The sequence below is a fragment of the Streptomyces pseudovenezuelae genome (assembly GCF_001513955.1).
Lineage (GTDB): Bacteria > Actinomycetota > Actinomycetes > Streptomycetales > Streptomycetaceae > Streptomyces > Streptomyces pseudovenezuelae.
Map to the genome: position 1 here is coordinate 707,811 of NZ_KQ948145.1, position 13,061 is coordinate 720,871.

At 71.3% G+C, this 13,061-nt stretch carries 9 protein-coding genes; 2 read left to right on the forward strand and 7 right to left on the reverse strand.

What is annotated here, in order from left to right; translation table 11 throughout:
- Nucleotides 1-3: 3 nt before the first annotated feature.
- Nucleotides 4-1,581 (reverse strand): glutamine-hydrolyzing GMP synthase, encoded by a 1,578-nt coding sequence (guaA, locus tag AQI94_RS10570; RefSeq protein WP_031060756.1) that lies wholly within the window; start codon nucleotides 1,579-1,581, stop codon nucleotides 4-6.
- A 316-nt stretch (nucleotides 1,582-1,897) separates the two neighbouring features.
- On the opposite strand from guaA, the gene AQI94_RS10575 reads away from it, so the two are divergent.
- Nucleotides 1,898-2,152 (forward strand): chorismate mutase, encoded by a 255-nt coding sequence (locus AQI94_RS10575; protein WP_031060758.1) that lies wholly within the window; start codon nucleotides 1,898-1,900, stop codon nucleotides 2,150-2,152.
- 535 nt (nucleotides 2,153-2,687) lie between these two features.
- On the opposite strand, the gene AQI94_RS10580 is transcribed toward AQI94_RS10575, so the two are convergent.
- Nucleotides 2,688-3,830, reverse strand: coding sequence for a hypothetical protein (locus tag AQI94_RS10580; RefSeq protein WP_051833033.1), 1,143 nt, complete (start codon nucleotides 3,828-3,830; stop codon nucleotides 2,688-2,690).
- A gap of 178 nt (nucleotides 3,831-4,008) precedes the next feature.
- On the opposite strand from AQI94_RS10580, the gene AQI94_RS45000 reads away from it, so the two are divergent.
- Nucleotides 4,009-5,037: an LPXTG cell wall anchor domain-containing protein gene (locus AQI94_RS45000; RefSeq protein ID WP_031060764.1), complete on the forward strand. Its 1,029-nt coding sequence runs from the start codon at nucleotides 4,009-4,011 to the stop codon at nucleotides 5,035-5,037.
- A gap of 104 nt (nucleotides 5,038-5,141) precedes the next feature.
- On the opposite strand, the gene AQI94_RS10590 is transcribed toward AQI94_RS45000, so the two are convergent.
- The 5 genes from AQI94_RS10590 to AQI94_RS10610 form a co-directional block, all read right to left on the reverse strand.
- Complete coding sequence (locus AQI94_RS10590; protein ID WP_031060766.1) at nucleotides 5,142-6,923, reverse strand: GMC family oxidoreductase N-terminal domain-containing protein; 1,782 nt, start codon at nucleotides 6,921-6,923, stop codon at nucleotides 5,142-5,144.
- A 41-nt stretch (nucleotides 6,924-6,964) separates the two neighbouring features.
- Entirely contained in the window at nucleotides 6,965-8,578 is a 1,614-nt protein-coding gene (locus AQI94_RS10595) for a succinic semialdehyde dehydrogenase (RefSeq protein WP_031060768.1), read from the reverse strand.
- 137 nt (nucleotides 8,579-8,715) lie between these two features.
- On the reverse strand, nucleotides 8,716-9,648 hold the full coding sequence (locus AQI94_RS10600; RefSeq protein WP_031060770.1) for a serine/threonine-protein kinase: 933 nt from the start codon (nucleotides 9,646-9,648) through the stop codon (nucleotides 8,716-8,718).
- Between the two features lie 130 nt (nucleotides 9,649-9,778).
- Nucleotides 9,779-11,350 carry a serine/threonine-protein kinase gene (locus tag AQI94_RS10605; RefSeq protein WP_062229697.1) on the reverse strand — a complete coding sequence of 524 codons (1,572 nt, stop codon included), beginning with the start codon at nucleotides 11,348-11,350 and terminating at the stop codon, nucleotides 9,779-9,781.
- Nucleotides 11,351-11,425: 75 nt separating this feature from the next.
- Entirely contained in the window at nucleotides 11,426-13,042 is a 1,617-nt protein-coding gene (locus AQI94_RS10610) for a serine/threonine-protein kinase (RefSeq protein ID WP_062229698.1), read from the reverse strand.
- Nucleotides 13,043-13,061 lie beyond the last annotated feature (19 nt).

The window sequence follows — 13,061 nt, forward strand, 5'->3', positions numbered from 1 at the left end:
GGCCTACTCCCACTCGATCGTCCCCGGCGGCTTCGACGTCACGTCGAGCACCACGCGGTTGACGTCGGCCACCTCGTTGGTGATCCGCGTCGAGATCTTCGCGAGCACGTCGTACGGCAGCCTCGACCAGTCGGCGGTCATGGCGTCCTCGGAGGAGACCGGGCGCAGGACGATCGGGTGGCCGTAGGTCCGGCCGTCGCCCTGGACGCCGACCGAGCGGACGTCCGCGAGCAGGACCACCGGGCACTGCCAGATGTCGCGGTCGAGGCCGGCCGCGGTGAGCTCCTCGCGGGCGATGGCGTCGGCGTCGCGCAGCAGGTCCAGGCGCTCCTTGGTGACCTCGCCGACGATCCGGATGCCGAGGCCGGGGCCCGGGAAGGGCTGGCGCTGGACGATCTCGTCCGGGAGCCCGAGCTCCTGGCCGACCATCCGCACCTCGTCCTTGAACAGCTTGCGCAGCGGTTCGATCAGCTGGAACTCCAGGTCCTCCGGGAGTCCGCCGACGTTGTGGTGGGACTTGATGTTGGCGGTGCCGGTGCCGCCGCCGGACTCGACCACGTCCGGGTAGAGCGTGCCCTGGACGAGGAACTCCACCGCCGGGCCCTCGTCCGCGATGATGTCCGCCTGGGCCTGCTCGAAGACCCGGATGAACTCGCGGCCGATGATCTTCCGCTTCTCCTCGGGGTCGGAGACGCCCTTGAGCGCGGTCAGGAAGCGCTCCTCCGCGTCGACGACGACCAGCTTCACGCCGGTCGCGGCCACGAAGTCCTTCTCGACCTGCTCGGTCTCGCCCTTGCGCATCAGGCCGTGGTCGACGTACACGCAGGTCAGCTGGTCGCCGATGGCGCGCGCGACTAGGGCCGCGGCCACCGCCGAGTCCACACCGCCGGACAGACCGCAGATCGCGCGCTTGTCGCCGACGCGCGAGCGGATCTCGGCGACCTGCTCCTCGATCACATTGCCCGTGGTCCAGTCCGGCTTCAGACCGGCGCCCCGGTACAGGAAGTGCTCCAGGACCTGCTGGCCGTGCGTGGAGTGCATGACCTCGGGGTGGTACTGGACGCCGTAGAGCTTCTTCTCGTCGTTCTCGAAGGCGGCGACCGGGACGACGTCCGTGGACGCGGTCACGGTGAAGCCCTCGGGGGCGGCGGAGCACGCGTCGCCGTGGGACATCCACACCGACTGCTCGTCCGGGGTGCCCTCGAAGAGGGTGGAGCCCGACTTGGAGACGTGGAGCGGTGTCCGGCCGTACTCACGCGCGCCGGTGTTGTCGACGGTGCCGCCGAGGGTGGTGGCCATCAGCTGGAAGCCGTAGCACATGCCGAAGACCGGGACGCCGGCCTCGAAGAGCTCGCGGTCCAGGCGCGGGGCGCCCTCCGCGTACACCGACGAGGGGCCGCCGGAGAGGATGATCGCCGCCGGGTTCTTGGCGAGCATCTCCGCGACCGGCATGGTGCTCGGCACGATCTCGCTGTAGACCCGGGCCTCGCGGACACGACGGGCGATGAGCTGGGCGTACTGCGCACCGAAGTCGACGACCAGGACGGTGTCGGGGGCGGCGGCGGGGTTCGCTGATGACACGGGTTGCCTTCCGGCGGTGAGCGAGGTGTGTGTGGGGCCGAGTCTACCGGGAGCCGCGGGGCCGGACCGGGGGCGAGTTCCGTCTCATGATGCGAACCGGGTTGGACGCTCCCGGACGGCCCGGCATACTGCTCGCATGCTCCCGCAGACGACCTTCCTGTTTACCTATGGCACCCGGCCCGCCGGCTGCCATGGTCGTGCTGCTTGAGCAACTGACAAGCGACTTCCCAGGCGCCCCGGGCCGACAAGGTCCGGGGTGCCTGGTGTTTTCCGGACCGTGCCGTTCCGGGGCCTCCACCCCACCCAGGAGCACAGCGTGACCACCACACCGGAAGCGACCATCGCGGACGCCCGTGAGCGCATCGACGCGCTCGACGACCGGATCATCGGTCTGATCCAGGAACGGATGGCCGTCTCGTCCGTGGTCCAGCGGACCCGTATCGCCTCCGGCGGCCGACGGGTCCACCTCGCCCGCGAGATGGAGATCCTCGGCCGCTACCGCGACGCCCTCGGCAGGCCCGGCACCTCCCTCGCCATGACCCTGCTCGAACTGAGCCGCGGTCGCATCTGAGTTCGGGCCCCGCCTCACCCGTACGGCGCGTGACCGGGGCGCGCCCCGCTTCGTTGGTGGTGGTGTCCGTGCCAGCCAGGGGCGGGCCCGACAGAACCACGCGTGGCTCGCTGGAGCGATGAGGCGTACGGATCACGCCGTGCGCCGTGGGACCTCGCTCCAGGAAGTGACCGGACGGCAGGGGACAGCAGCCCGGTCACCCAAGAGAACGGCCGGCTCCGGGGACGCCCGGGGCCGGCCGGCGGGGCAAGTACCGGCACCAGGCTGGGTCAAACGGTTGCGGAGGCCGCGCCCATCCAGCACGATGCCTGGAAAGCCCCCAAGTCCCTCCGCAGACAACCGCATTCGTGGTGCGTGACCGTACTGCCAGAGGTCCAGACCAACTGGGCATTCAGGTGGCACGGACACGGAGAGCAAGCGGCGCAACCCCCCGGCGCCGCTCCCAGGCACCGGCGCTGCCCTGACGTCGGTGCTGACGAAAGAAGGGCCCCGTGGCTCCGCCCCACGGGGCCCTTCGCACGTCCGGATCCCGGAGTCAGACGCGGGAGACCGTTCCGCAGCTCTTGTCGCGGTCCGCGTCGAGGGGCTTGCTGCGGTCGTACGGGTCCGAGGTCGGTCCGGTGGGGTCGGGTCCCGTGGGTCCGGACGAGCTGAACGACGGGTGCAGGAAGCCGTCGTACCTCTCGCAGGCCGAGTTGTTGATGTCCTGGTCCCAGTTCACGACGGTGAGCTTGCCCGGGGTGACCTGGTACTTGGCCGGGTCGGAGATCTCGACGTCGAGGATCCGGCGGATGATGGTGCGGGTGACCTCGGTGGAGCCGTTGGTCTGCACGACCGGGTAGACGAAGGTGTAGTCCGCGTGCACGGCGACGGAGGCGTGCTCGCCGGCCTTGAAGGTCATACGGCCCCGGGTCTTCACCACGTCACCGACCGGCCGGACCTCCTCGGGATCGAAGCGGCTGAACATCCACAGCGGGTCGTGCTTCTCGTCCGGCTTGCGCAGGCCGGTCTCCAGGAGTCCGCGGACGTCCTTCTGCAGCGGGTCCAGCACATCGAGCGCCGCCCCGGGCCGTTCGCCGCGCAGGGTCGCCGGATCGAGGTTGGACTCGACGAGCAGCTTCTTGGTCAGCTCCAGCACCTGTTCGACCTTCGCCGCGGACCGGCCGCCGACGGCCTTCGCCTTCGGTACGGCGATCCCGGCGGCCCCGTCGGCCCAGAGCTTGGCGGGCGACCCGGCGAACGGGTCGTCCAGGGTGGGGATCCGGGAGGGCTCGGCGGAGGGCGCGGCGGTCGGCGCCGCCGTCTCCTGCGGCAGCGGGGTCGACGCGGCCTCGGAGGAGGTCTCCCCGCCGAACGGGTCGCCCGGCACCAGCGAAGGCTTCACCGCCACGACGGCCGCCACGACCGCGGCGGCGACGGCGAGGACGCTCCACAGGCCCCGCCGGCTCTTCTTCTGCTGCCGGGCCGGCCCGGTGCGCCAGCCCTCCGGCAGTTCGCCGCGCGCTTCCTGGCGCCGCAGTCGCTCCGTCACCTCACGGGCCCGTGCGGAGGGTTCCTTGGGGGCGGAGTCTCGGATGTCCCGTTCGGTGTCACGGGCGAACTGCTCCCAGACGTCGTCGGGAATCTTGGGGTCTTCTGACACGTGGGTCAGTTCTAGGGCCTTGGAAAGCGTGTTCACAAGAAGAACCCGTGTGTGACTCAGCCCACATAAGTTTTCTGTGAACGCTCGCACAACCATTCACACCCGTCGTGGATCAAACCTCACGAACCACGGGCCCCACCCGCGCCCCACACGCGGAGGCCTCTCCCTGACGCGTGCTGCGGGTGACGCAGTACACCTGACTTCCGAGGTCTTCATGAAGCTTCGTCGTGCACTGGCCGCCGCGGCCGCGACCGCCGCGATAGCGCCGCTGGCCCTGTTCGCCGCGCCGAGCGCCTTCGCGGAAGAGTCGCCCACGCCGACCGCGGCCGAGAGCACGCCCGCCGGCGAGAACACCCCGGCGGACCCCGCGAGCACCCCGGCGGACGCGGAGACCACCCCGGCCGCACCCGAGACCACGCCTGCCACGGGTGAGAGCTCCCCCGCCGGCGAGTCCAGCTCCACCCCCTCCGGCACCCCCTCGACGAGCCCGTCCGGCTCCGCGAGCGCCAGTGCCAGCCCCTCCCCGAGCGCGAGCGACGAGCCCGTCGACGAGTGCGAGGTCGACGAGGACGACGGCCCGGTCCTCAACAACAGCGACGTGCTGCACAGCTCGCTGACCGGTCTGCCCGAGAGCATCGTGGCGGGCAGCGGCTGGACGAACTTCAAGTTCAACGTCAGCAACTCCGGCGACGAGACGATCAAGGACATTCAGCCCATCGTCGGTGTCGCAGCGGTCGACTGGGACTTCGACAACGACTACAACGACCTGGTCACCGTGCAGGTGAAGCACGGCGGCACCTGGGTCGACGTGGCCACGCAGTTCGACGAGGGCGGCTCGTTCAACGCCTTCTCCCTCGACGGCGGCGACTCCGTCAGCTACCAGCTGCGGGTGAAGGTCGACCGTGCGGTCCCGAGCGCGATCGGCATCGCCATCGGTCTCGCCGAGTACCAGGACGACAAGGGCTGCTGGATCGCCGACGACGAGAACGCCGGCATCTACTACTTCGAGGTCCTGCCGGCCGGCTCCGACCCGGGCAAGCCGAACGACGCCAAGCCGCAGACCGGCGGCAAGAGCCCCATCTCCGACGTCAACGGCGTCGACGTGGACGGCCAGCTCGCCGAGACCGGTTCGAGCTCGGCCCTGCCGGTCCTCGGCCTCGTCGGCGGCTTCGCCGTCGTCGCCGGTACCGGTGTGGTCTTCGCGGTGAAGCGGCGCAAGGGTGCGGCCGGCGCCCACGCCTGAGTCGTAGCGCGGTAGCCACGGCTTGACGCAAGAAAAGGAAGGACCCGCACTCGGAGGGGGGTGCGGGTCCTTCTCTTTGCCCTTCTTTCTGTCCTGCCCCGGCGCTACGACTTCTTCGGCACGGCCGGCATCCCCAGGAACGGCAGCTTCAGCGCGCCGAAGGCCTCCGCCGGGACCGCGGGTGCCTTGGGCTCGACGGCGCCGAGCCGGACGTACGCCTCGCCCTGCGCCGGACGCGGGTCCTGCTCGCCCTTGTTGGGCCAGTACGACATCGCCCGCTCGGCCTGCGCGGTGATCGTCAGCGAGGGGTTCACACCGAGGTTGGCGGAGACCGCGGCGCCGTCCACGACCGAGATCCCGGGGTGGCCGTAGAGCCGGTGGTACGGGTCGATGACGCCCGTCTCGCGGGAGGAGCCGATGGGGCAGCCACCGAGGAAGTGCGCGGTGAGCGGGGTGCCCATCAGCTCCCCGACGTTCGAGCCGGCGAAGCCGTTGATGTCGGCGGCGATCACGGAGGCGCTCTGCGAAGCCGCCTTGATCTGCTTGGGGTTGGGAGCGCCGTGCCCCTGCCGCGCGGTGAGCAGGCCCTTGCCGACGCCGTCCGGTTTCAGGTACGTCGTCAGGGAGTTGTCCAGCGACTGCATGACCAGTCCGATGATGGTCCGCTCCGACCAGCGGCGGTTGGAGAGGGACCGCAGCACGAGCAGCGGGTGCTTCGCCGCGTTCGCCAGCCAGGCCATCACCCTCGACGAGCCCTCGGCGTACGGCACTTGGAGGATCGACAGACCGCCCATCGAGTTGGAGCCCTTGCCGTAGCGAACCGGCTCGATGTGGGTGTTCTCGTCCGGGTGGATGGACGAGGTGATGGCGACGCCCTGGGTGAAGTCGACCTTCGGCGCGCCGGTCGCCTTGCGATAGCGGCGGTTGTCGGTCTGGGCGCCGACCAGGGCCTCGGAGTTGGTGCGGGTCAGCTCGCCCAACCGGTCGGAGACGTACGGCAGTTGACCGCCCGCCTTCATCCGGTGCAGGAGGGTCTGGGTGCCGTAGGTGCCGGCGGCGATGACGACCTGGCGGGCCTTGAAGGTGCGGCCCGCGGACGACTTGCGGCGGTCGTCGGTCGGGAGGGTCGCGACCGCGTAGCCGCCCTGCGAGTCGTCCGTGACCGAGACCACCGTGGTCATGGGGTGCACGACCGCGCCCGCCTTCTCGGCGAGGTGGAGGTAGTTCTCGTTCAGGGTGTTCTTGGCGCCGTGCCGGCAGCCGGTCATGCACTCGCCGCACTCGATGCAGGCCTTGCGGGCGGGGCCCGCGCCACCGAAGTAGGGGTCGTCGACCTGCTCGCCGGGGGCGGCTTTCCGCTTGCCCTCCGCGTCCTCGCCGTCGCCGAAGAACACACCGACCGGGGCCATGTGGAAGGTGTCGCCGACACCCATCCGCTCCGCGGCCGCCTTCAGATGGACGTCGGAGGGGGTCATCGTCGGGTTGAGCCGCACGCCCAGCATGCGCCGCGCCTGGTCGTAGTACGGCTTCAGCTCCTCCTGCCAGTCCGTGATGTCACGCCACTGCGGGTCCTCGAAGAAGGGCTTCGGGGGGACGTAGAGGGTGTTGGCGTAATTGAGGGAGCCGCCGCCGACGCCCGCCCCCGCGAGGACCATGACGTTGCCCAGCAGATGGATGCGCTGGATGCCGAACATGCCGAGCTTCGGTGCCCAGAGGTAGTTCTTCAGGTCCCAGGAGTTCTTGGGGAGCGTCTCGCGGGTGAAGCGGCGGCCGGCTTCCAGGACACCTACGCGGTAGCCCTTCTCGGTGAGGCGAAGGGCGGTGACGCTGCCGCCGAAGCCGGAGCCGACGACGATGACGTCGTAGTCGTAGGTGTCCTGTGGCACGTGCTCTCCTCGTCGAGAACGTCGTCTGGAACTTGGGGTCTCTACTTGAAACGGAACGCCTTCATCAGCCGCAGGCTCCGGCTCATGAACTGCGCGTACTTCTCGTCGTCCATGCCCAGCGAGGGCCCCATCGGAAGCAGGCGCTGCTGGGCGACCGTCTGGGCCTCGGTGTACTTGAGGATGCCCTCGGAGCCGTGCCGGCGGCCGAGGCCGGAGTCCTTCATGCCGCCCATCGGGGACTGGACGCTGCCGTAGGCGGAGGCGTACCCCTCGTTGACGTTGACCGTGCCGGCCCGCACCCGGGAGGCGATCTTGCGGCCCCGCTTGCCGTCCTTCGTCCACACCGACGAATTCAGGCCGTACGGCGTGGAGTTGGCGAGCGCGACGGCCTCGTCCTCGGTCTTGAAGCGGTAGATCGAGACGACCGGGCCGAAGGTCTCCTCGGCGCACACCGCCATGGGCTCGGTGACCCCGTCGAGGATCGTCGGCTCGAAGAAGTACGGGCCGATGTCCGGGCGGGCGACGCCACCGGCGACCAGCCTGGCGCCCTTCTCGACGGCCTCCTCGACATGCCGGGTGACGGTCTCCAGCTGCCGCTCCCCCACCAGCGAGCCCATGTCGGCACCGTAGGCGAGGGACTTGCCGAGCCGCATGGCCTTCGTACGGGCCGCGAACCGCTCCAGGAACGCGTCCGCGATCGACTCGTGGACGTACAACCGCTCGATGGAGATGCAGAGTTGGCCGGCGGAGGAGAAGCAGGCGCGGACGGCTCCGGCGGCGGCCTTCTCGATGTCGGCGTCCTCCAGGACCAGCATGGCGTTCTTGCCGCCGAGTTCGAGGGAGACGCCGACCAGACGCGCGGCGGCGCCCTGGGCGACCTCGCGGCCGGTGCGGGTGGAGCCGGTGAAGGAGACGTAGTCGGCGTGCCGGACGACCTCGGGGCCGACGACCGGGCCGTCGCCGAGGACGACCTGGAACACCTCGGCGGGAAGGCCCGCCTCGACGAGCAGGTCCCGGGCCCACAGGGCGGTCAGGCAGGTCTCGGTGTCCGGCTTCATGACGACGGCGTTGCCCGCGACGAAGGCGGGCAGCGCGTCGCCGACGGACAGTTCGAGCGGGTAGTTCCAGGGGGCGATCTGGCCGACGACACCGCGCGGGTGACGCAGTTCGGTGACCTTGGTGAGGGTGGGCACGGCGCCGGTGTGCCGCTTCGGCCGCAGATAGGCGGGCGCCTTGCGGCCGTAGTGCCGGGCCGCCACGGCGACCGCCTGCACCTCCTCGTGGGCGTGCAGCCGGGCCTTGCCGGTCTCCAGCTGGATGAGGTCGAGGACCTCCGCCTGACGCTCCAGGATCAGGTCGTGGAAGCGGAGCAGGACGGCCGCGCGCTGCCGTACGGGGGTCTGCTCCCACACCGCCTGTGCCGTGCGGGCCGCCGCGAAGGCCTTCTCCACGTCCTCGGGGGTGGACTCGGGCAGGTCGGCCAGCTTCTCGCCGGTGAACGGCGTGTGGTTGGCGGTACGGCCGGACCCGGTCACCCCCTTGGTGAGCTGGGCGACCAGCTCCGGGGTGACCACGTCGGCCGCGGTACGGGCGCCCTCCGGGGCGGGGGCGAGGGGGTTCGTGCCGGTCTTGGCCGGGGCCTGCGCGTCCGTCATGAGCCGCAGGGTATTCCGGACGGGGCACTTTGGGTACCCGTCGGTAACAGGCGTTCACCGAGTACGCACACCCTGCCAGTGATAGCTGGCGATGAATGTGCTGATCAGGGGGTTGGGTGGCGGATGATCAGCGCCGGTCAGCCCCGCTCCGGTTTTTTCTGGAGGAGGAGGTTGAAGGCGGAGAGAGCGGTGAGGCGCCGGGGTTCCTCGACCGCGGGGGCGGATACGAGGGCCTCCGAAGCCGGGGGTGAGACGGCTGTCCGTACGGTCCGAGGCGGGGCGGGCGTCTCCGCGGCCCACGCCGGCGGACTCGTCCCGGCGACCTCGGCCAGCACCTCGGCGGCCTCCTCCGCGGTCGGCCGGTCCTCCGGCTCGGGGGCGCGGAGCCGCTCCAGAAGCGAACCGAGGGGACCGGCATCCGCTCGGTCCGCCACGGCCGAGCTCAGCAGCGCACCGAGCGACCACAGGTCGGAGGCGGGCCCCGCGACCCGCCCCGAGCCGTACTCCGGGGCGACGAAACCGGCGGCGTCCTCCTGGGCGTCGCCCCATCCGGAGGCGCCGATGCCGAAGTCGGTCACGACGACCCGTTCGCCGCCGGCACCGAGAAGGACGTTGGACGGCTTCAGATCGCGGTGGACGATGCCGACACGGTGGGCGGCCTGGAGCGCGCCGAGGACGGCGAGCCCGATCCGGGCGGTCTCGGCGTCGGCCAGCGGCCCGCGCCCGGCGAGTGCGGCCTCCAGCGACTCACCCTCGACCAACTCCATGACGATCCAGGGCAGTTCACCGTCGAGGAGTACGTCGTGAATCGTCACGGCCGCCGGATGGTCCACCTGGGCGGCGGCCCGGGCCTCGTGCGGCAGCCGCCGCATGGCCCGCCGCCGCTCCTCGTCCTGCGGATCCCCGGTCAGACGGGGCTCCTTGACGGCGACGTACCGCTCTTCCCGCTCGCCCTGCTCATCGCGAGCCCGCCACACCGTGCCGTTCGGCCCGGTGCCGATCCGCTCGACGAGCCGGTAACGCCCACCGATCAGACGTCCGTCGGGCGGGTGTTCGCCGTCTTCACTCATGGCACATGAGTACCGTGCGCGTCATGCCCTTGTCTAAGCGGCGGGCTCAGAGACCTGAAGCGGGCCGGTGCAGCCGGATCAGGGGGCCGGCGGGCCGCAGTCGTGGGCCGGGCCCCTGTCAGAGCCGGTGTCAGAGCCGGTCCACTCCCAGATTCGCGAGGGTGGTCCGCGCCACCTCCCGGCCCCTCCCCGTGAAGTCCCCCTTGCCGGGATAGCTGACGGTGAGCTTGTACATGTCGCCGGTTGTGGTCCGGTAGTAGAAGATCTGGATCTCGCGCGGGCGGGAGTTCTGGGTGTCCGTGGTGTTGTACGTGACGGTGTTCTTGGCCGCCTTCCGGCCCTCGTACGTCTTCTCCTCGGGCCGGGTCTTCGCGGTGTCCGGCATGCCGAGGTCGTAGTCGCCGCTCTCCTTGAACGTGCTGTCGTCGTCGTACATCTCGGCCGCCGCGGAGCCCGCGATGTTGTTCGCGGTGTCCTCGGCCTTCCGCTCCAGCCGCAGGCCGATCCAGATGCTGCCGCTGTAGTCGGAGTACGTGATCCAGTGGGTCTTGTCCGTCTTCCGGTCGGGCGTGGTGGGCTGGTAGTCCGCCGGCACCGCCAGCGTCGCGGCCACGTCCTTGGTGTGCTTCTTGGTCCAGCCGTCCGGCAGCGGCCCGGCGAAGGGGTCGGCGATGACCAGGTACGCCGCCAGCGCGGCCGCGACGACCGCCGCGCCGAGCCCGAGCCACGTCTTGCGGCCCGGCCGGAAACCGCCGCCCGCCGGCACCTCGACGGTCCGCACGATCTGCGTGGGCTCCGGGGCGGGCGGGTTGGCGGTGGCCTCCAGGAGCGCCCTGACCTGGGCGGCGTTGGGGCGGCGTGCCGGGTCCTTCTGGAGGAGGCCGTTGATGGCGTCGGCGAGCGGGCCGTGCGCCGCGGCGGGCGGGGCGGGCGTGGCGTTGAGGACGGACTGGAGAGTCGCTGGCGTGTTGCTGCGGCGGAACGGCGAGACGCCCTCCGTCGCCGCGTACAGGACCACGCCGAGGGACCAGAGGTCCGAGGCGGGACCGGGACGCTGGCCCAGCACCCGCTCGGGGGCGATGAACTCGGGCGAGCCGACGAAGCCGCCGGTGTCGGTCAGGCTGGTCTCGCCCTCGATCTGGGCAATGCCGAAGTCCGTGAGGACGACCCGGTCGTGACGACCGAGCAGGACGTTGTCCGGTTTCACATCCCTGTGCAGGATGCCCGCCGCGTGCGCGGCCTCCAGCGCGCCGAGCACCTCAAGGCCGATTTTCGCCGCTTCCCGCGCCCCGAGGGTGCCCTCCTGCAACGCGTCACCCAGCGAACGGCCCTGGACCAGCTCCATCACGATCCACGGCCGGCCGTCCACGACCGCCACGTCGTGCACGTTCACGACCGAGGGGTGATCGAGCCGGGCCGCGGCCCGGGCCTCACGCCGCATCCGCTCGAAGGCGTTGCCTCGTTCGCGTTCAGGAAGATGGTCCGGGACACGGGGTTCCTTGACGGCCACCTCGCGGTCCACCGTCTCGTCCTTGGCCCGCCACACCGTGCCCATCCCGCCGTGCCCGAGCTTGGCGAGCAGCCGGTACCGGCCCGCGATGAGCCGGCCTGTGCCCGACTCCTGCTGAGGGGGCCTGGGAGGTTGCAGAACATAACTCGTCGTCTCGTCGGACTCGTGGCCGACTCCCCCGCTGGTGCTCATGGGTTCATCCATATCGCGCCAGACACGCAGGCAGCCAGAGGTGATGCATTCCGGTCACACACCCGTGACGTATCTCTACCGCGCGGTGAACGTGTCCACGGCCACGTCGAAGTGCTCCTTGGCCTCCCGCACCTCACCGACCGGCGCCGACACCCACACGTCGTACAGCCGCCCGTTCTCCTCCCAGCACACGTCGTACGTGTGCCGGGCGCCCTCGGCCGCGCTGAAGCCGTCCCAGGTGAACTCCCAGAGAGCGGCGGGGTGCCCGCGGTGCCTGAGCGAGGTGACCCGGCCGTCGCGGTAACCGGGGTTGGCCTCCGGCCCCTTGGCGGCGGCGCGCCGCATCACGCCCAGCGGGCCGCCCGGCTGGGGATCGGTGACCTTGACCCCGAGACGGAAGGTCTCCCCGGAGGACAGGTAGAAGACCCGCTCCCCCTGCGGTTCACGCCGGAAGCCGTCGGGCACGGCGAGCGCGAAGCCGGCGGGGTCCCGGACGACGTGGTATCCGGAGGGGGCGGAGGGCAGGGTCGCGGTGGGGGTGGGCCCCGCCGTCGCGTCGGAGCCGCTCGCGGACGTTCCGGGTGCCGAACTGCCGGGCGTCTGGGGCGTCCCGGGTGCCGAACTGCCGGCCGCCGTCCCCCCGTCCGGGCCGCCCCGGTCCATCAGCAGCACCGCCGCCGACACGCCCGCTCCCGCCAGCACGGCGACCAGCAGCGCCGCCGCGAGCGCGCCCCGCCTCGACCGGACGGACGCCAGGAGCCCACCGCTCCGCGACCGCTCCGGCGCCGGGGACCGCCGTAGCGGAAGATCCCGCTGGGTCGGCGTGTACGTCCGCTCGGGGACCCGGCGCGGTGGCGTGCGGCCCGTCTCCAGGAAGGCCCGCAGCATCCGCTCGGCCTCCACCGCCTCCAGCCGCCGTTCGGGATCCCGCTCCAGCAGGCCCCGTACGACCGGAAGCAGGGGCCCGGCCTGCGCCGGCGGCCGGATCTCGTCGATGACGACGGCGTGCAGGATGCCGCCCAACGAGTCGCGCCGGAACGGCGATTCACCGCTGAGGGCCGTGCACAGCAGCGCGCCCAGGGACCACAGGTCGGCCTCCGGGCCGGTCCTGACCCCGGACATCCGCTCGGGCGCGGTGTACTCGGGCGAGCCGACGAAGGAGCCGGTCTCGGTGAGGGTGGTGGCGCCCGCGACCTGGGCGATGCCGAAGTCGGTGAGGACGACCCGCCCGGTGCCGGACTCGACGAGGACGTTGGCGGGCTTGATGTCCCGATGCAGCACCCCGGCCGCATGCGCGGCGCGCAGCGCGCTCAGCAGGTCGGCGCCGATCCGGGCGGCCTCGGCGGCGTCGACCGGGCCGTCGGCGGAGATCCGGTCGGCGAGGGAGCCGCCGTCGATCAACTCCATGACGATGTACGGCCGTTCGTCCTGCTCGACGACGTCGTGGACCACCATGATGTGCGGGTGGCTCAGCCGGGCGACCGCACCGGCCTCGCGCAGGGTGCGGTCACGCTGGAGCCGGGCGTCCTCGGCGGAGAGCGAGTCGTCGGGCGGGATCTCCTTGACGGCGACCTGCCGGCCGAGCAGCTGGTCGGTCGCCCGCCACACCACGCCCATGCCGCCGCGCCCGATCCTCGCCTCCAGGCGGTATCGGCCCGCGATCACACGGAAAGTGTCCCCCTCGGTCCCCATGCGCCCCATCATGCCGCAG

Excerpts from the sequence above, each read along its gene's own strand:
- AQI94_RS45000 (WP_031060764.1), top strand. The coding sequence starts at position 4,009 with ATGAAGCTTCGTCGTGCACTGGCCGCCGCGGCCGCGACCGCCGCGATA.
- AQI94_RS10595 (WP_031060768.1), bottom strand. The coding sequence starts at position 8,578 with ATGACGGACGCGCAGGCCCCGGCCAAGACCGGCACGAACCCCCTCGCC.
- AQI94_RS10600 (WP_031060770.1), bottom strand. The coding sequence starts at position 9,648 with ATGAGTGAAGACGGCGAACACCCGCCCGACGGACGTCTGATCGGTGGG.
- AQI94_RS10605 (WP_062229697.1), bottom strand. The coding sequence starts at position 11,350 with ATGAGCACCAGCGGGGGAGTCGGCCACGAGTCCGACGAGACGACGAGT.
- AQI94_RS10610 (WP_062229698.1), bottom strand. The coding sequence starts at position 13,042 with ATGGGGACCGAGGGGGACACTTTCCGTGTGATCGCGGGCCGATACCGC.